14 protein-coding genes are annotated in these 17,899 nt (G+C 60.4%); 9 read left to right on the plus strand and 5 right to left on the minus strand.

What is annotated here, in order from left to right:
- Nucleotides 1-11 precede the first annotated feature (11 nt).
- Both BHE81_RS02495 and BHE81_RS02500 read right to left on the minus strand, forming a co-directional pair.
- A complete protein-coding gene (locus BHE81_RS02495) occupies nt 12-377 on the minus strand; it encodes a cupin domain-containing protein (RefSeq protein WP_002892824.1) in 366 nt (121 codons plus the stop codon).
- Nucleotides 378-390: 13 nt separating this feature from the next.
- Nucleotides 391-1,692 (minus strand): NAD(P)/FAD-dependent oxidoreductase, encoded by a 1,302-nt coding sequence (locus BHE81_RS02500; RefSeq protein WP_004176990.1) that lies wholly within the window; start codon nt 1,690-1,692, stop codon nt 391-393.
- A gap of 158 nt (nt 1,693-1,850) precedes the next feature.
- Between BHE81_RS02500 and BHE81_RS02505 the strand changes: the two genes are divergently transcribed.
- The 7 genes from BHE81_RS02505 to BHE81_RS02535 all read left to right on the plus strand — a co-directional run bounded on the left by BHE81_RS02505 (nt 1,851) and on the right by BHE81_RS02535 (nt 12,140).
- Nucleotides 1,851-3,335 (plus strand): aldehyde dehydrogenase family protein, encoded by a 1,485-nt coding sequence (locus tag BHE81_RS02505; RefSeq protein ID WP_004178887.1) that lies wholly within the window; start codon nt 1,851-1,853, stop codon nt 3,333-3,335.
- 395 nt (nt 3,336-3,730) lie between these two features.
- Nucleotides 3,731-4,813, plus strand: a complete 1,083-nt coding sequence (locus tag BHE81_RS02510; RefSeq protein WP_004147457.1) for a YncE family protein — start codon at nt 3,731-3,733, stop codon at nt 4,811-4,813.
- Nucleotides 4,814-4,872: 59 nt separating this feature from the next.
- Complete coding sequence (locus BHE81_RS02515; protein WP_023342945.1) at nt 4,873-7,071, plus strand: TonB-dependent receptor; 2,199 nt, start codon at nt 4,873-4,875, stop codon at nt 7,069-7,071.
- Between the two features lie 107 nt (nt 7,072-7,178).
- Nucleotides 7,179-8,555, plus strand: a complete 1,377-nt coding sequence (gene pheP / locus BHE81_RS02520; RefSeq protein ID WP_023342944.1) for a phenylalanine transporter — start codon at nt 7,179-7,181, stop codon at nt 8,553-8,555.
- Nucleotides 8,556-8,742: 187 nt separating this feature from the next.
- Nucleotides 8,743-9,948: an MFS transporter gene (locus BHE81_RS02525; RefSeq protein ID WP_004198867.1), complete on the plus strand. Its 1,206-nt coding sequence runs from the start codon at nt 8,743-8,745 to the stop codon at nt 9,946-9,948.
- Nucleotides 9,949-9,964: 16 nt separating this feature from the next.
- On the plus strand, nt 9,965-10,987 hold the full coding sequence (locus BHE81_RS02530) for a sugar phosphate isomerase/epimerase family protein (RefSeq protein ID WP_020804837.1): 1,023 nt from the start codon (nt 9,965-9,967) through the stop codon (nt 10,985-10,987).
- A 1-nt stretch (nt 10,988) separates the two neighbouring features.
- Nucleotides 10,989-12,140 (plus strand): Gfo/Idh/MocA family protein, encoded by a 1,152-nt coding sequence (locus BHE81_RS02535; RefSeq protein WP_023302207.1) that lies wholly within the window; start codon nt 10,989-10,991, stop codon nt 12,138-12,140.
- A 19-nt stretch (nt 12,141-12,159) separates the two neighbouring features.
- Here BHE81_RS02535 and BHE81_RS02540 read toward each other — a convergent pair whose 3' ends face one another.
- Entirely contained in the window at nt 12,160-12,576 is a 417-nt protein-coding gene (locus BHE81_RS02540) for an Exc2 family lipoprotein (protein ID WP_004202462.1), read from the minus strand.
- A gap of 238 nt (nt 12,577-12,814) precedes the next feature.
- On the opposite strand from BHE81_RS02540, the gene BHE81_RS02545 reads away from it, so the two are divergent.
- Nucleotides 12,815-13,795: a LacI family DNA-binding transcriptional regulator gene (locus BHE81_RS02545; RefSeq protein ID WP_004176981.1), complete on the plus strand. Its 981-nt coding sequence runs from the start codon at nt 12,815-12,817 to the stop codon at nt 13,793-13,795.
- Nucleotides 13,796-13,798: 3 nt separating this feature from the next.
- Here BHE81_RS02545 and BHE81_RS02550 read toward each other — a convergent pair whose 3' ends face one another.
- Nucleotides 13,799-15,043, minus strand: coding sequence for a mechanosensitive ion channel family protein (locus BHE81_RS02550; protein ID WP_004191456.1), 1,245 nt, complete (start codon nt 15,041-15,043; stop codon nt 13,799-13,801).
- A 70-nt stretch (nt 15,044-15,113) separates the two neighbouring features.
- Nucleotides 15,114-16,541 (minus strand): MFS transporter, encoded by a 1,428-nt coding sequence (locus BHE81_RS02555; RefSeq protein ID WP_023300814.1) that lies wholly within the window; start codon nt 16,539-16,541, stop codon nt 15,114-15,116.
- 108 nt (nt 16,542-16,649) lie between these two features.
- Here BHE81_RS02555 and BHE81_RS02560 point away from each other — a divergent pair, with 108 nt between their 5' ends.
- On the plus strand, nt 16,650-17,516 hold the full coding sequence (locus tag BHE81_RS02560; protein WP_004151823.1) for a helix-turn-helix transcriptional regulator: 867 nt from the start codon (nt 16,650-16,652) through the stop codon (nt 17,514-17,516).
- The last annotated feature ends 383 nt before the right edge of the window (nt 17,517-17,899 follow it).

Consider the following 17,899-nt stretch of genomic DNA (forward strand, 5'->3'; position numbering starts at 1 on the left):
TTATCAGTTTGTTAGCGGGTCTCGACGTTCGCCAGGTAGTGCTTCACAAAGCGCGGCGTCAGAATTTTCCACTCCACTTCGGTGCCCTGTTTAACAAACCAGCTGTCACCCGGCGCAAAGCGCTGCGGCTCGCCGCCGGCTACGGTCAGCTCCACTTCGCCCTCCAGCACGGTGGCGTGCTCGGTAAACGGATAGGTCATGGTAAAGCTCCCCTCAGTGGACGAAAACAGTCCGCAGGTAAAGGCGTCCTGCGGCTCGCCGTAGATCATCGCGCCCGCTACCTGCGGGTCGCCGGCGGTCGGCGTCGCGCCGAGCAGGCTGACGCTGCCGATCGGCTGCAGATCAGGTACCGGGTGTTTAAGTTTAAAAGCGTGCATAGCGTTCTCCTGGTTAACTCCGGCCTTTCCAGAAACCGGCGGTTTGATGCATCAGTTTTCCGGCCGTGACTAATAACAGACGCAGGCTGTCACGGCCGTGGATGGTCGCGTGAGGAATGCTGCTTAGCAGACGATAGCGGTCGGAACCGCCGTTGATCCCTTCGGCGAGGATTTTGCACACGATGTGCGACGGGGTGACGCCGAAGCCGGAGTACCCCTGGACGTAAAAGACGTTGTTATGGTCGCGTAAGGTGCCGATCTGCGGGAACAGGTTGGCGCTACAGGCCATCGGCCCGCCCCACGCAAAATCGATCTTCACATCCCTGAGATAGGGGAAGACCTCCGCCAGCAAGGTGCGGTTCCAGGCGGCGAAATCGTTCGGCGTATACTCCACAAAGCGGGTGGCGCTGCCGAACAGCAGGCGGTTTTCCCGGGTGACGCGGTAGTAGTTAATTACCGGGCGAATATCGCTGAAGGCGCCGCGCAGTGGGCTGATGCGTTCGATCAGTTCATCGGAGAGCGGCTCGGTCGACACCTGGTAGGAGTAAGTGACCAGCGTCTTGTTGTAGATCTCCGGCTCCATATTGTTGAGGAAGCTGTCGCAGGCCCACAGCAGTTTGGCGGCTTTGACGCTGCCCATCGCGGTGCGTACCCGCACCTGTTTGCCGTAATTCACTTCCACCACCGGCGAGGATTCGAAAATCTTCACCCCCAGCGAATGGGCGGCCTGCGCCGAACCGAGCAGCATATTGAGTGAATGGATCTGGCCGCCGCCCATATGTTTCAGCGCGCCGCAGTAGACCTCGGAGCCCACCACCTGCTGCACCTCTTTTCCGGTATACAGTTCGATCTCTTCATCCGGGGTAGCGGCTTTAAACTCCTTCTCCCACTGGCGCAGCGTTTTAAGCTGTCGCTGGTTATAGGCGAGATAGCCGTAGCCGGGCACGAAATCGGCGTCGATGTTGTATTTGCGGATGCGTTCGCGAATGATGCCCGCGCCGAGGTTGGCGATTTTAAACAGCGTCTCCAGCCCCTCTTTGCCGACGTGCTTTTTTACCGCTTCGATATCGTGGCCGATACCGGCCATCACCTGGCCGCCGTTGCGCCCGGTGCCGCCGTAGCCGAGATGGCGCGCCTCCAGCACCACCACGTTGGTGATCCCCTGTTCCGCCAGCTCAAGGGCGGTGTTAATGCCAGAGAAGCCGCCGCCGATAATTACCACATCGGCTTCAATATCTTCCCGTAGCGCCGGGAAATGGAGGTGATATTTCTTCGTCGCGCCGTAGTAGTTCAGCGCATCGATCTTGATGTTCATCGCGTTACCCTGTGGTCTTGCCTGGCTCAAGACCCTCATCACAGCACGCCGCGCGGGCGTTGAATATCGTCCGGAAGAATGACGTTCTTTAGAACGATAGGCTGCGGCGGGAAGCCGTGCTGTGATGGGTTAACTTTGCTGAAAAACGGGTGCTGACGATGAGCGAGATAACCTTACTGGCGGAAGTGACCGCCTTCTTACGCCAGCCGCACGGGCAGTTTATTGCCGGTCAACGTGAGGCGGGCCGCGGCGCGCCGTTCGCGGTGATCAACCCGGCGACCGGGCGGGCGATTGCCGAGGTCACCGCGGCGGATAGTGACCAGGCGGATCGCGCTATGGAGAGCGCCCGCCAGGCGTTTAGTCAGTGGCGCGAGATGCCGACGCTGGCGCGCGGCGCGCTGCTGCTGAAGCTGGCGGACACGCTGGCAGAGCATCGCGAAGCGCTGGCGCAGCTGGAAAGTCTCTGTTCCGGCAAAACTATCACGCTGGCGCGGATGCTCGAGCTGGACCAGTCGGTGGCGTTCCTGCGCTACTTCGCCGGCTGGGCGGGGAAAGTCACCGGTGAAACGCTGGATGTCTCGCTGCCATCGATGGCCGGGGAGAAATATACCGCCTTTACCCGCCGCCAGCCGCTGGGGGTGGTGGTTGGCATCGTGCCGTGGAACTTCTCCATCATGATTGCCATCTGGAAGCTGGCGGCGGCCCTGGTCTGCGGCTGCACCATCGTCCTCAAGCCGAGCGAATATACGCCGCTGACGCTGCTGCGCGTGGCGGAGCTGGCAAAAGCGGTGGGTATCCCGGATGGGGTGATTAACGTGGTCAACGGCGCCGGCGGCGAGATTGCCCAGCGGCTGATTACGCATCCGGCCTGCGCCAAGGTGAGCTTCACCGGCTCGGTGGCCACCGGTGAAAAAGTCCAGCAGTCGGCCAGTGCGTCAGGTAAACGGGTGACCCTTGAGCTGGGGGGCAAAAACGCCGCGCTGTTCCTCGATGACCTGACGCCGGAGGCGATGGTCAACGGCATTATTGAAGCTGGCTACCTGAACCAGGGGCAGATTTGCGCCGCTGCGGAACGTTTTTATCTGCCGCAGGGAAAACTGGATGCGGTACTGGCGCTGCTGAAAGACAAGCTCAGTGCTTTTGCGCCGGGGTCGCCGCTGGATGAACGGACGCTGATGGGGCCGCTGGCCAACCGCCAGCAGTATGACAAAGTTTTGCGGCTCATTCAGACCGCCCGCGACGAGGGCGATACCATCGTCTGCGGCGGCGAAGCGCTGCCGGGGGAGGGCTATTTCCTGCAGCCGACCGCGGTCAAAGTGCGCAGCGAAGAGAGCACCCTGATGCGCGAGGAGACCTTCGGTCCGGTGTGCAGTTTTATCGGCTATCGCAGTGAAGAAGAGGCGCTGGCGCGGATGAATGCCTCACCGTATGGCCTGGCGGCCAGCGTCTGGTCGGATAATATTCGTCAGGCGCTACGCTACTCGGAGGCGATTGAGGCCGGCATCGTATGGGTCAATATGCATACCTTCCTCGACCCGGCGGTACCGTTCGGCGGCATGAAGGGCTCGGGCATCGGGCGCGAATTCGGCAGCGCGTTTATCGATGATTATACGGAGCTGAAGTCGGTGATGGTGCGCTATTAATCGCCGTTCAGCGACATAGCGCTGTCATGTGTCGCTTTGCGCCAGATAGGCAACACATTGTGTGCCTTCTGGCCTGCAACCCGGGCGGTGCACGGCATCGCTTCCGGGACGCTTTTCCCGTCACGGATCCTTTCTTCCCCTCCTAATCCGCCATTGCCGTAAAAAAAATCAGCAGATTATCTTTTTTGCCCGCCAGGACTTGTTTGATATTAGATAATGAGTATAGTTCTCATTCTCTTTTTCATTCGTAATTTTGGCAAGGTTCGAGCTGCGCCAGTGAGTCGTTCACTAAGAGTCGCGAAGGCGTAGGGTGACGTAAAGACAGCAGGCTGGAAACACACAATATCGGCCGCTGCGCGTCCATCGGGTCATTGATTTTTTATAGGGTTGATCCAATGAAATACACACTTCCGGCGTTGACGCTGGCCATCAGCGCGGCGTTAAGCGGCTGCGCGACGCCTCATTCCTCTGCCGTTTCCCAACCGGTTGTCGACTCGCCAGTCCCTAACGTGGCGCAACCGCTGCAGCGCCAGCTAGCGGAAGGGCTGTACGAGATGGCGTTAAGCCCGCAGGGTGATGCGCTGTACGTCGCCAGCGCTGAAGGCTTTAAAAATGTACAGGGCGGGGCGGTTTACACACTGGATCCGCACACCCTCAATACCATCGGCCTGACGCATACCGATCTGAAAAACTTCGCTTTACAGCTCTCTGCGGAGGGTAAAACGCTGTATGTCAGCAATTCGCTGGACGGCGGCATCAGCGCTATCGACACCGCCACCGGCAAGGTAAAAAACCGCCTGCTGTTCAGCGAGCGCAATGAAAAAGGTCGCCCTTATGGGGCCCGTCAGCTGCTGTTGCTGAATAATACTCTCTACGTTGGCGCGGTCGCCGACCCGGCGCAAATCTGGGTGGTTGACGCCACTACCCTGAAGCTGAAAACGCGGATTAAAAATACCGGTAAATGGATGACCGGCCTGCACTACTCCGCGCAAACCGGTCGCGTGTACGCCGCTAACGGCAGCGGTGAAATTCTGGTGATCAACCCGCGTAACCAACGCATTGAACAGCGCTGGAAGCCGCTGGGCGACAAGCCGGCGCTGCTGCTTAATATGGCCGAAGATAGCGACACCGGCCGTCTGTTCGTGACCGACAACTCGAAAGCGAAAACCACTCTGGTGCTGGATATCCACAGCGGCAAGCTGCTTAAACAGCTCGACGTCGGCGATTCGCTGGCGGTGCAATTCAATAAGAAACGCCACGAAATTTATATTTCACAGCGTGAATCCGGCAAGGTCATCAGCCTTGACGCCAGCCGCTACACGCTGAAGAAAAGCTGGGCGCTGCCGGCCAATCCCAACAGCCTGCTGCTTTCCGCCGATGGTCAGACGCTGTTTGTCACCGTCAAACAGCCCTTCAATAAAGACCACTCCACTAAAGGCCCGGACAGCGTCGTACGTATCGACCTGAACGCGCAATAAAAATAACGGGTCCGGCGACGGGCCCTTTGATTCATTTATCCTCATCCATGGGGCAAATTATGCACACCACGCACTATTCATCCTTCCCGCTGCGTAAAACGCTGCTGGCCTTAGCCATCGGCGCCGCCAGTCAAACGGCGATGGCCGCGGACGCTGCCGCCGCGAAGCAGCCTGGCGAAGAGACCCTCATCGTCGAGGCTAATGAAACCAGCGATTTTAAATCCGGCGGCGACCTGGTGGTTCCGGCATTCCTCGATGGCCAGATCGCCCACGGCGGCCGTCTGGGGATGCTTGGCGAACAAAAAGCGATGGACGTCCCGTTTAACGTCATCGGCTATACCTCGAAGCTGATTCAGGATCAGCAGGCGAAAACTATCGCCGATGTCGTCAGTAACGACGCTGGCGTGCAGGCCGTACAGGGCTACGGCAACTTCGCCGAGACCTATCGAATCCGCGGGTTTAAGCTCGATGGCGATGACATGACGATGGGCGGCCTGGCGGGCGTGGTGCCGCGTCAGGTGATGGACACCCAGATGCTGGAGCGCGTTGAAATTTTCAAAGGGGCTAACAGCCTGCTTAACGGCGCGGCCAGCAGCGGCGTCGGCGGGATGATTAACCTCGAGCCGAAGCGGGCGGAAGATCTGCCGACCGCGCGCGTTGGCGTCGACTATACCTCTGATTCTCAGGTGGGCGGCACCCTCGACCTGGGGCGGCGTTTCGGCGACAACAACCAGTTCGGCGCCCGGGTCAACCTGGTGCACCGCGAGGGTGAAGGCGCTATTGATAATGATAAACGCCGTACCACGCTGGCTTCGCTGGGGCTTGATTACCGCGGCGACCGTTTCCGCTCCTCGCTCGATTTCGGCTATCAGAAGAAAACGTTCCACGGCGGTACGATGGGCGTCAATATCAGCGGCGTGGATTTCGTTCCGGCGCTGCCGGACAACAGCAAAAACTACAGCCAGAAGTGGGGCTATAGCGATATCGAAAGCGAGTTCGGCATGGCGAAGGCAGAATATGACCTGACCGATAGCTGGACGGTATACAGCGCCCTCGGCGGCCAGCATTCGCATGAAATTGGTACCTACAGCGCGCCGAAGCTTCTGAATAAAAACGGCGATGCGACGGTGGGCCGCCTGGATACTAACCGCATTATCGACGCGATCAGCGGCATGGGCGGGGTACGCGGCGATTTCAATACCGGCGCGATTTCGCATAAGGTGAACCTCGGCTATGCGGCGCAGGTGCATACCGATGCGACCGCCTGGCGGATGTCGGCCAGGAACCCGACCACTAATATCTATGACAACCATGATGTGGCGATGCCGGATAACGCCTATTTTGGCGGCAACTACCACGATCCGCTGGTCACCTCGCGCAGCCGTACGCAGGGCTGGCTGCTGAGTGATACCCTCGGCTTCTTTAACGATAAAGTGCTGTTTACCGCCGCCGCTCGTCATCAGAAAGTGGTCGTGCGCAACTACAGCAACGCCACCGGGCTGGAAGATACCTCTTCGCGTTATACCCAAAGCCGCTGGATGCCGACGTTTGGCCTGGTGTACAAGCCGTGGGAGCAGCTGTCGCTGTATGCTAACCATACCGAAGCGCTGCAGCCGGGCTCTGTGGCGCCGACGACGGCGGCCAATGCCGGGCAGAGTACCGGGATCGCGTACTCGAAGCAGGACGAAGTGGGCGTCAAGATCGACTACGGTACGATCGGAGGATCGCTGGCGCTGTTTGAAATTAAAAAACCGAACGCCATTTCCGATACCGCTGGCAATTACGGCCTCGACGGCGAGCAGCGTAACCGCGGCGTAGAGATGAACGTCTTTGGCGAGCCGATGCTGGGACTGCGTCTTAACGCCAGTACCGTCTGGCTGGATGCCAAACAGACTAAAACCGCTGAAGGCGCAACCGACGGTAAAGATGCCATCGGGGTGGCTAACTTCTACGCGGTGCTCGGCGCCGAATATGACATCAAGCCGGTGGAAGGCCTGACCGCTACCGCGCGCGTCAATCATAGCGGGTCGCAGTATGCCGATGCGGCCAACACCAAAAAGCTGGATAGCTACACCACCCTGGATTTAGGTCTGCGCTATCGTATGCGTCTGAACGCCGATCAGAACGAAATGATCTGGCGCGTCGGGGTGACCAACGTGACCAACGAGAAGTACTGGTCTGGCATTGACGATACCGGTACTTATCTGTTCGAAGGCGATCCGCGTACCGTCCGCGTCTCAATGAGCTACGACTTCTGACGCTAAAAAAAGCGGGGCGGGCGGCTGACGCTCGCCCCATGCAACTTGCGACAATCCCCCCTAAGTGATAAAAGGTGCCCCTTCACAAAAACACACAGGGGAACGACGTGAAAGACGCGTCAACGTCGTCGGAGACCGTCACGGAAAGTGGCCCGACGCTTCATCGCGGTTTACAGAACCGACACATTCAACTTATCGCCCTTGGCGGCGCCATTGGCACCGGCCTGTTTCTCGGCATTGGTCCCGCTATCCAGATGGCCGGTCCGGCGGTCTTACTGGGCTACGCCGTGGCCGGGATTGTCGCTTTTCTGATCATGCGCCAGCTGGGCGAAATGGTGGTGGAAGAGCCGGTATCCGGCTCCTTTGCCCATTTTGCCTACAAATACTGGGGCCCGTTCGCCGGCTTCCTGTCCGGCTGGAACTACTGGGTGATGTTCGTGCTGGTGGGGATGGCGGAGCTGACCGCCGCCGGGATCTACATGCAGTACTGGCTGCCCGACGTCCCCACCTGGGTCTGGGCGGCGGCCTTCTTCCTCATTATTAACGCCGTCAACCTGGTCAACGTGCGACTGTATGGTGAAGCCGAGTTCTGGTTCGCGCTGATAAAAGTGCTGGCGATTATCGGCATGATTGCCTTTGGCCTGTGGATGCTGTTTGGCGGCCACGGCGGTAGCAACGCCGGGTTCGACAACCTGTGGAAACACGGCGGCTTCCTCGCCACCGGCTGGCACGGACTTATTCTGTCGCTGGCGGTGATCATGTTCTCCTTCGGCGGGCTGGAGCTTATCGGCATCACCGCCGCCGAAGCGCAAAATCCGGAAAAGAGCATTCCCAAAGCAGTCAATCAGGTGGTCTATCGTATCCTGCTGTTCTATATCGGTTCGCTGGTGGTGCTGCTGGCGCTCTACCCGTGGGTGGAGATCAAATCCGACAGCAGCCCGTTTGTGATGATTTTCCATAATCTGGACAGCAACCTGGTGGCCTCCGCGCTGAACTTCGTCATTCTGGTGGCCTCGCTGTCGGTGTATAACAGCGGCGTGTACTCCAACAGCCGGATGCTGTTCGGCCTGTCGGTGCAGGGTAATGCACCGAAATTTCTCGCCCGCGTCAGCAAGCGCGGCGTGCCGGTGAACTCCCTGCTGCTCTCCGGGATTATCACTTCGCTGGTGGTGGTGCTGAACTACCTGCTGCCGCATGAAGCGCTGGGGCTGCTGATGGCCCTGGTGGTGGCGACGTTGTTGCTGAACTGGATCATGATCTGTATGGCGCACCTGAAGTTCCGCGCCGCCCAGCGCCGCAAAGGGCGCGAATCGAAGTTCAAAGCGCTGCTGGCGCCCGCCAGCAACTACTTCTGTATTGCTTTCCTTGGGCTGATCCTGGCGCTGATGTGCACTATCGACGGCATGCGTCTGTCGGCGATCCTGCTGCCGGTGTGGATCCTGTTCCTGTTTATCGCCTTCAAACTGTTGCGCCGCCCGGCGTAAGCGAGATGCCCCGCCGTCCGGCGGGGCTGCCTGCCTTTTTATTGTGATCCTCTTCGCAGGCGGCGCATTTGCCTGGCGATCTTCTTTTTGTAATCGATTACTTTTGTTTTGAGTGGTTTTGTAATCGATTACTTTTCTGAGGGCGAGCAACATGGTCACAACAACAGAAGGTCGGGAAAGTGTCCGCGTGAGCCACCGTTTTCTGGTGCCGCGGCTGTCGTTAATGATGTTTATGCAGTTTTTTATCTGGGGCAGCTGGTCGGTGACCCTGGGGCTGGTGATGACCCGCTATGAGATGTCATTGCTGATCGGCGATGCGTTCTCCGCCGGGCCGATCGCCTCCATCTTGTCTCCCTTTGTGCTGGGGATGCTGGTGGATCGCTTTTTCGCCTCGCAGAAGGTGATGGCGGTGATGCACCTGGCCGGGGCGGCGATCCTGTGGTTTGTCCCGCAGGCGCTGGTGGCGCAGAACGGCGCCCTGCTGATTGGCCTGCTGTTCGGCTATACGCTGTGCTATATGCCGACCCTGGCGCTGACCAACAATATCGCCTTCCACAGCCTGGCCAATGTCGATAAAACCTTCCCGGTGGTCCGCGTGTTCGGCACCATCGGCTGGATTATCGCCGGGATCTGCATCGGGGTGACCGGTATCTCTGATACCACCGGCATCTTCACGCTGGCGGCGCTCTGTTCGGTCGCGCTGGCGCTCTACAGCCTGACGCTGCCGCACACCCCGGCGCCGGCCAAAGGCATGCCGGTTCAGTTTCGCGACCTGCTGTGCGCGGACGCCTTCGCGCTGCTGAAAACCCGCCATTTCCTGATTTTCTCCCTCTGCGCCACCTTAATTTCCGTGCCGTTAGGCACCTATTACGCCTATACCGCGTCGTATCTGGCGGATGCCGGCGTCAAAGATGTCAGCACCGCGATGTCGTTCGGTCAGATGTCAGAGATCGTCTTTATGCTGGTGATCCCGTTGCTGTTCCGTCGCCTCGGGGTGAAATACATGCTGCTCATCGGCATGGCGGCGTGGTTCGTCCGCTACGCCTTTTTCGCTCTCGGAGTCAGCGAGGAGGGGCGCTTCCTGCTCTATCTGGGCATTTTGCTGCACGGCGTGTGCTATGACTTTTTCTTTGTCGTTGGCTTTATCTACACCGACCGCGTGGCGGGCGAGAAGGTAAAAGGCCAGGCGCAGAGCATGATTGTGATGTTCACCTACGGGATCGGCATGCTGCTGGGCTCGCAGATCTCCGGCGCGCTGTATAACCATCTGGTGGCCGGCCAGAGCGTGCCTCAGGCCTGGGTGACCTTCTGGTGGATCCCGGCGGTGGCCGCCGCGGTTATCGCGCTGATTTTCCTTTTCTCTTTCCAGTACAACGAGAAAGAGCCGCACTAATTTTTCAGGAGGGGGTATGAAAACGATTAAGGGACCGGGCATTTTTCTGGCGCAGTTTATCGGGCCCCAGGCGCCGTTCAACACCCTGGCGGGGATAGCGCAGTGGGCCGCCGGCCTGGGGTACAAGGCATTGCAGATCCCCTGCAACCACCCGGCGATTTTTGATGTCGAGCGGGCGGCGGCGAGCCAGACCTACTGCGACGAGGTCAGCGGCATCCTGGCGGAGCATGGGCTGGTGATCAGCGAGCTGTCCACTCACCTTGAAGGACAGCTGGTGGCGGTGCATCCAGCGTATGACGCGGCGTTAGACGCCTTTGCCCCGGCGGCGCTGCATGGCGATCCGCAGGCGCGCCAGCGCTGGGCGGTGGAGAAAGTGCACCAGGCGGCGGTAGCCTCCGGCCGCCTGGGGCTGCAGGCGCACGCGACCTTTTCCGGGGCGCTGGCATGGCCCTTTTTTTATCCGTGGCCGCCGCACAATCAGCCGCTTCTGGATGAGGCCTTTGCCGAGCTGGCCCGGCGCTGGCGGCCGCTGCTGGACCTATTCGACGAGCAGGGAGTCGATGTCTGCTATGAGATCCATCCCGGCGAAGACCTGCACGATGGCGTGACCTTTGAGCGTTTTCTTACGCTGGTGGATAACCATCCGCGCTGCAATATGCTCTATGACCCGAGCCACCTGCATCTGCAGCAGATGGACTACCTGACCTATATCGATATCTATCATGCGCGTATTAAAGCGTTTCACGTCAAGGACGCCGAATTTCGCCGCAACGGGCGCAATGGCGTCTACGGTGGATACCAGCCCTGGCAGCAGCGGGCCGGGCGTTTCCGCTCTCCCGGCGACGGACAGATCGACTTCAAAGGGGTGTTCAGTAAGCTGACCGAATATGATTTTGCCGGCTGGGCGGTGCTGGAGTGGGAGTGCTGCCTGAAGGATAGTGAGACCGGCGCGCGCGAGGGCAGCGAGTTTATCCGCCGCCATATCATTCCCGTTGCCGGACGGGCCTTCGATGACTTTGCCGCCGGCGGGAGGGAATAACATGATTCAGGTCGCGATTATCGGGGCAGGGTTTATCGGCCCGGCGCATCTGGAGGCGCTGCGGCGGCTGGGAGATGTCGAGGTGGTGGCGCTGTGCGACAGCCGCCTTGAGGCGGCGCAGCGCAAGGCGCGAGCGCTGAACATTGCCCATGCCTACGACAGCGTGGAGGCGCTGCTGGCCCATCCGGGGCTGCAGGTGGTGCATAACTGCACGCCCAACCATCTACATGCCCAGATTAACCGGCAGATCCTCGCCGCCGGGCTGCACGTCTTCTCCGAAAAACCGCTGTGTATGACGGCGGAGGAGGCGCGGAAGCTGGTGGCGCTTGCCGCCCGGGCCGGCGTGGTGCATGGCGTCAGCTTCGTCTACCGCCAGTTCGCTATGGTCCAGCAGGCGGCGGCGATGATCCGCCATGGCGAGGTCGGCAGAATCTTCGCGGCCCACGGCAGCTATTTACAGGACTGGATGCTGCTGGAGACCGACTACAACTGGCGGGTCGATTCGGCGCAGGGCGGCGCGTCGCGGACGGTGGCCGACATCGGCTCCCACTGGTGCGATACCGTGCAGTTTATGACCGGTCGGCGGATTGTCGAGGTGATGGCGGATCTGTCTATCGTCTGGCCAACGCGTAAAGCGCCGGTCAATGGCAAAGCGACCTTCAGCGCCGTTCACGAGGCGCAGGCATATGAAACGCGGCCTGTCGATACCGAGGACTTTGGCTCGGTGCTGTTGCGTTTTGACGATGGCAGCAAGGGCAGCTTTATGGTCTCTCAGGTGAGCGCCGGGCGGAAAAACCGTCTGGCGGTGGAGATTAACGGCAGCCTCTGTTCTCTGGCCTGGGATCAGGAAGTGCCCCAGCGGCTGTGGATCGGCCACCGCGAGCAGCCGGATCGCCTGCTCAGCGATGACCCGAGCCTGCTGCGGCCGGAAATCGCTGACAGCGCCCATTACCCCGGCGGCCACATTGAGGGCTGGCCGGACGCCTTTAAGAATATGATGGGGCATTTTTATCAGGCGGTGCGCGCCGGGAAGATGCCGGCGGCCGGGGCCCGGCGCTTCGCCGCTTTCGACGACGGCGCCGATGTGATGTACATCATCGAGGCGATCGTCAAAAGCCATCAGCAGCAGCGCTGGGTCAGCGTCGAACGCTGAGCGCAGGTGGGGCGCAGGATTATTTCACCCCAAGATAGCCGTCGAGATAGGCACCGGAGAGCTCGTTGCCGAACAGGACGGCATCTTTATTTTCCATCGCATTATCCCATTTGTCGCTGGCATTGCCGGTGAAGGCGTGCTCGGTGCGGGTGCCCTGCGCCGCCTGCTGTTTGATGGCTTCCGCGGTGCGGCGGGCATCGCTTTCGCTCATGCCAGCGGCTTTATCCTGCTGTCCGCGGGCATACATCGCCGTAAAGGTCGGCAGGTTTAAACGGTAATTTTCCTGGCGGTTGACGGTGAAATTGCCGCCGACAAAATCGGAGCGGTGGGCGACGAAGGCGTAGGCATGGCGTTCCGGTGACGATTTTGACGAGGTGCAGCCGGTGATCGTTGCCAGGGCACAGCTGAGGGCGAGAATCGCGGTGGAGAGCCTCATGGAGATATCATCCTTAATCATAAAAGAAAAAATGGGGCGCAGGCGGTCTGTTGCGCCTCCTGCGCTAATGAGAATATGAAACGGCAAAAGGATGCGCGTTAACGGGGCGGGAGAGAAGCCCTGATTATTAATAGTTTTCTCGCGCGTTCCCGCGCTTTCGCGCCAGGCTGGCAGGCCAATCAGAGGTCATTTATGATAGCCTGCAGGATCCACCTCTATCGCAGGAAGTGCAGGGTTTATGTCTATTCAGAAAATTGCTCGTCTGGCCGGCGTCTCGGTGGCCACGGTGTCGCGGGTGCTGAACAACAGCGATACGGTAAAAGCCAAAAACCGTGAGCGCGTACTGCAGGCGATCAAAGAGAGCAACTATCAGCCGAACCTGCTGGCGCGTCAGCTGCGAACCGCCCGCAGCAATATGATCCTGGTGATGGTCTCCAATATCGCTAACCCCTTTTGCGCCGAGGTGGTGAAGGGGATAGAAGAAGAGGCGGAGAAGAATGGCTATCGCATTCTGCTGTGTAACTCCGGGTCGGATCTGGCCCGCTCGACCTCGGGCCTGCAGCTGCTCTCCGGCAAAATGGTCGACGGCATTATTACCATGAACGCGCTCTCCAGCCTGCCGGAACTGACCACCATGATTGGCGACGCGCCCTGGGTGCAGTGCGCGGAGTATGCCGACACCGGCAGCATCTCCTGCGTCGGGATTAACGACGTTGAGGCGGCTCAGGGGGCGGTATCCCGGTTGGCCGATAGCGGCCGCCGCCGCATCGCGCTCATTAATCACGACCTCAGCTATCGCTATGCCCGTCTGCGCGAGCGCGGCTATAAAAGCGTGCTGCACGTGCACGGTCTGGCGTATCAGCAGGTGACCTACGCGCAGGATCTTAGCGCGGCGGCCGGTAAACGGGCGATGGAGCAACTGCTGTCGCAAGACGAGAAGCCCGATGCGGTGTTTGCCGTTTCGGACTCCCTCGCCGCCGGGGCGCTGCGGGCTATCGCCCAGGCCGGACTGCGGGTGCCGGAAGATATCGCGGTGATCGGCTTCGATGGCACCGAGCTGGCGGAAGTGGTCTCCCCGCAGCTGACCACCGTCGAACAGCCCTCCCGGGCGATCGGCCGTACGGCGGTGTCTCTACTGATGAAACGCATCGACGATCCCGACGCTGCCGTCGAGCGGGTGATGATGGACTGGCGCGTGATAGACCGCGCCAGCGTCTGAGGATCAGCGGGAGAAGGCGCCGGTCAGCGCGCGAATATCGTTGCCGGTGGGCGTTTGATGAATGCGTAAGCCAAACTCATCCACCACAGCGAAGACATGGTCGAAAATATCCGCCTGGATCCCCTCATATTCCGCCCATACCACGGTGTTGGTGAAGCAGTAGATCTCGATCGGCAAGCCGTTGGCATCCGGCGCCAGCTGGCGCACCATCAGGGTCATATCCTGGCGGATGCGCGGATGATGGCGTAAATACTCCTGCAGATAGGCGCGGAAGGTGCCGACATTGGTCATCCGCCGCTCGTTGAGGATCGATTGCTCCCCGGCGTACTGCTGGTTCCAGGCGCTAATCTCCTCGTGGCGTGAATCCATATAGGGTTTGAGTAATTTCGCCCGGATCAGGCGCTGCTGCTCCTGTTCATCAAGAAAATGAATGCTGGTGGTGTCGATGTTAAGGCTGCGTTTGATGCGGCGGCCGCCGGAGGCCGACATGCCGCTCCAGTTTTTAAACGAGTCAGAGACCAGCGACCAGGTCGGAATGGTGGTGATGGTATTGTCCCAGTTGCGCACCTTGACCGTGGTGAGGCCGATATCGATCACCGCGCCGTCGGCGCCGTACTTCGGCATCTCCAGCCAGTCGCCAAGCTTGAGCATATCGTTGGCAGAGAGCTGGATACCGGCCACCAGACCGAGGATCGGATCTTTAAACACCAGCATCAGCACCGCGGCCATGGCGCCGAGCCCGCTAATCAGGATCGCTGGCGACTGGCCTATCAGTAGCGAAATAATCAGAATGCCGATAATAATCGCCGTCACCAGCTTAATTCCCTGGAATATGCCCTTCAGCGGCAGCTGTGAGGCGGCGGGAAATTTCTGCGCCAGCTTTAAAATGACATCCAGCAGCGAGAAGAAGGACAGCATGGCATATATCATCACCCATAGCTGAGCCACGGTGATTAATATTTCCGCGGCCTCGCTGCCTTTTTGCAGCCACAGCACCGCCTGCACATTGACGATGATCCCCTGCAGGGTAAAGGCCAGTCGGTGAAAGAGTTTATTCTGCGTGATGATTTGCAGCCACAGATGGCTGCTGGCCAGCGCCCGTTTTTCAAATGCGCGCAGGACCACTTTGTGCAATATCAGATGCACGACCACGGCGGTGAACAAGATAATGCCGAAGATAATCATCAGCGAGCGGGTGGGGGTTATTTCGATTCCTAAGGCGGCAATTTGCGATATTAATTCCTGCATAACGTCTCCTGAATATCCAGCGGGTATGATGACCGCTGGATAGCTATTATGCAAATTACCGCCGCCGGTATTACGAGGCCACCGTCGCCGGCTGTCGGTTGAGATGATGGCGTAGCCACAGCGCGATGGCCCCCAGCAACAGCATCATGGCCACCTCGACCAGCAGAAAATCAATCAGCGCCTGCGGATAGTTGCCGCCGCCGCGACGGGCCAGCGCCAGGAACAGCGAACCAAGGATAGCCGGTCCGAGACCGAGGGTCGCCTGCTGCAGGGTGCTGAGGATTGCGCTCCCGGCCCCGGCGTCGCTGGCGCTGATATCGCGCATACCAATCCGATAAAAGCTGTTGACGATCAGCGCCTGGCCATAGCCGATCAGCGCCGTGGCGGGAACCAGCGTCAGGGTGTTGGTGGCGACGCCGAAGCGGGAGAAGGTGGCGCACAGCAGCAGGAGTCCGGCGATCTGCACCGCCAGACCGGTCAGCAGGATCCGCCCCATGCTGTAGCGGGCGATAAGCCGCGGGGCATACAGCGCCGAAATAAAATAGGCCACGCCGAGGGCGATAAAGCTATTGCCGGACTGCCACGGCGCCATCCCCAGTCCCTCCTGCATGGTCAGCGCCATGCAGAACATAAAGCCGGACCAGGCGCTGAAAAACAGCAGGGCGATGGCCATCCCGAAGCGGATGCTGGTCAACTGCAGCAGACGCGGCGGCAGCAGAGGATGGTCGCCACGCTGCTGCTGGCGCAGGGCGCTCTGACGCATGGCGAACAGCAGCGGCAGGACCGCCACCAGCATCAGCTGCAGCCACAGCGGCCAGTGCAGCTCCGGACCGAGGGCCATCGGGAACAGCAGGCAGCAGAGGATCAGCGCGAGGTACAGCGTACCCTGCCAGTCAATCCGCGACGGCGTCTCGCGACGGGTTTCCGGCACATAGCGGCGGCTCAGAGCCAGCACCAGCAGGCAGATCGGCACATTGATAAAAAAGGCGTTGCGCCAGCCCAGCCCGGCGATGTCCGCCGACACCAGCCAGCCGCCGCCCATCTGACCGACGATAAAGGCGATCCCGCCGATCCCGCCATACAGGCTGATGGCCCGGGCGTGGGCGGGGCCTTTGAGGGTGACGTGCAGGGTCGCGAGGATCTGCGGCACAATCAGCGCCGCCCCGGCGCCCTGCAGGGTGCGGGCCGCCAGCAGGGCGCCGATGCTGTTCGCCATCCCGCACAGCAGGGAAGCGATGCCAAAGAGGGCGACGCCCCACATAAACAGGCGCCGGCGGCCATAGTTATCGCCAAGCTTACTGCCCATCGCCAGGCAGACGGCAAAGGCGACGCCGTACAGCGCGACGATAAGCTCCAGCTGCGTGGCGCTGGCCGCCAGGGTGTGGGTGATGGCGTCCAGCGCCACATTGGTGATCGAGGTATCAATAAGCGGCAGCATCTGGCCGCTCAGCAGCAGCAACAGACCGGCGCGGCCGGGTGAAACAGCAGACGTATTCATGGGATTCTCCATTGCGTCATTCAGCAGACCGACGTAGCATTACCGATAAATTAAACGGGTACCAGTTCCTGTCTATACTGGTATTGGCACTACTATGCTGGAGGGGTGATGACCACGATGCCGCAACGGGAGTCGACGATCGCCGTGCCGGACGATCGACGCAAACAGCTGGGGGCCTTTCTGCGCGCCCGCCGTGAAAGCCTCGATCCGCAGCGCCTGGGGTTGCCCCGGGTGGGCCGCCGGCGCACGCCGGGTCTGCGCCGGGAAGAGGTGGCGATGCTCGCCGACGTCGGCGTTACCTGGTACACCTGGCTGGAGCAGGGGCGGGAGGTGAATCCGTCGGAGGCGGTGCTGGTGGGGGTGGCGAATGCCCTGCAGTGCAGTCCGCTGGAGACCCGGCATCTGTTCGTGCTCGCCGGGCTGACCCCGCCGGAAGCCACCCAGGTGACGGTGTGCGAAGGCATCAGCCCAGGGACCCGCCGGATGCTGGACAGCCTGATGCCGCAGCCGGCCAGCATTCAGAAACCGAACTTTGATATTGTGGCGTGGAACGACAGCTTCTGCCGCCTGATGGGCATCGATTTCGCCACCCTCCCGGAAGAAGATCGCAACTGCATTTATCTCTATCTGACCCATGAGACCTGGCGCAGCCGGATCGAAAATCGCGATGTGCTGCCGACCTTCGTCTCCTATTTCCGCGCCGCGATGGCCGAGCACCGCGGCGATCCGGCGTGGGAAAACAAACTGGCGCGCTTTTTCGCCGCCTCGTCGGAGTTTGAAGCGCTGTGGCATCAGCGCTACGAGGTGCGCGGCGTGGAAAACCAGATTAAACATTTTAACCACCCGCAGCTCGGGCGATTCAGCCTGCAGCAGATGTACTGGTATTCGGCGCCGCGCAACGGCTCGCGCCTGTTGGTCTACCTGCCGATGGACGAGGCGGGCGAGCAGGCGTTGGCGTGGCTGGACCAACATTAATCACAGGGAATCAGATGGCTGGCAATGTGCCATCTTCGGGTATTGCCCGGCCGGCGCTGCTGGACGGTTCCCTTTCCCTCCGGGAGTAGGGGAGGGAAAGCACTGTCGGGAAGTCCTGTATGTGATCTACGACTTCAGCACACATTGCGCTCCCGATACGCCTTCTGCGTTATGTCACTCATGGCGCAGGGAGCGCACAGGGGGCGGCCAGTCGCCGCCGCCCCCTGTACCCCCGGGCTCCGGCCAGCAACATCGCCGCTGCGCGGTGCCTTCGACTTATCCCTGCAGGCTTCGGGTCGGGCCGAGGCAGCGTCCTTGCAAAACACGGCCCTCAGCCCGCATCCATGCGGGCTGCCCCGGCCTGCCGGGAACGTCTCAGCGAT

This window comes from Klebsiella sp. AqSCr (genome assembly GCF_008452795.1).
GTDB lineage: Bacteria > Pseudomonadota > Gammaproteobacteria > Enterobacterales > Enterobacteriaceae > Klebsiella > Klebsiella pneumoniae.

What these genes read in the sequence shown, in the direction of transcription:
- BHE81_RS02495 (WP_002892824.1), bottom strand. Translation starts at nt 377, where the DNA reads ATGCACGCTTTTAAACTTAAACACCCGGTACCTGATCTGCAGCCGATC.
- BHE81_RS02500 (WP_004176990.1), bottom strand. Translation starts at nt 1,692, where the DNA reads ATGAACATCAAGATCGATGCGCTGAACTACTACGGCGCGACGAAGAAA.
- BHE81_RS02505 (WP_004178887.1), top strand. Translation starts at nt 1,851, where the DNA reads ATGAGCGAGATAACCTTACTGGCGGAAGTGACCGCCTTCTTACGCCAG.
- BHE81_RS02510 (WP_004147457.1), top strand. Translation starts at nt 3,731, where the DNA reads ATGAAATACACACTTCCGGCGTTGACGCTGGCCATCAGCGCGGCGTTA.
- BHE81_RS02515 (WP_023342945.1), top strand. Translation starts at nt 4,873, where the DNA reads ATGCACACCACGCACTATTCATCCTTCCCGCTGCGTAAAACGCTGCTG.
- BHE81_RS02530 (WP_020804837.1), top strand. Translation starts at nt 9,965, where the DNA reads ATGAAAACGATTAAGGGACCGGGCATTTTTCTGGCGCAGTTTATCGGG.
- BHE81_RS02535 (WP_023302207.1), top strand. Translation starts at nt 10,989, where the DNA reads ATGATTCAGGTCGCGATTATCGGGGCAGGGTTTATCGGCCCGGCGCAT.
- BHE81_RS02540 (WP_004202462.1), bottom strand. Translation starts at nt 12,576, where the DNA reads ATGAGGCTCTCCACCGCGATTCTCGCCCTCAGCTGTGCCCTGGCAACG.
- BHE81_RS02545 (WP_004176981.1), top strand. Translation starts at nt 12,815, where the DNA reads ATGTCTATTCAGAAAATTGCTCGTCTGGCCGGCGTCTCGGTGGCCACG.
- BHE81_RS02550 (WP_004191456.1), bottom strand. Translation starts at nt 15,043, where the DNA reads ATGCAGGAATTAATATCGCAAATTGCCGCCTTAGGAATCGAAATAACC.
- BHE81_RS02555 (WP_023300814.1), bottom strand. Translation starts at nt 16,541, where the DNA reads ATGAATACGTCTGCTGTTTCACCCGGCCGCGCCGGTCTGTTGCTGCTG.
- BHE81_RS02560 (WP_004151823.1), top strand. Translation starts at nt 16,650, where the DNA reads ATGACCACGATGCCGCAACGGGAGTCGACGATCGCCGTGCCGGACGAT.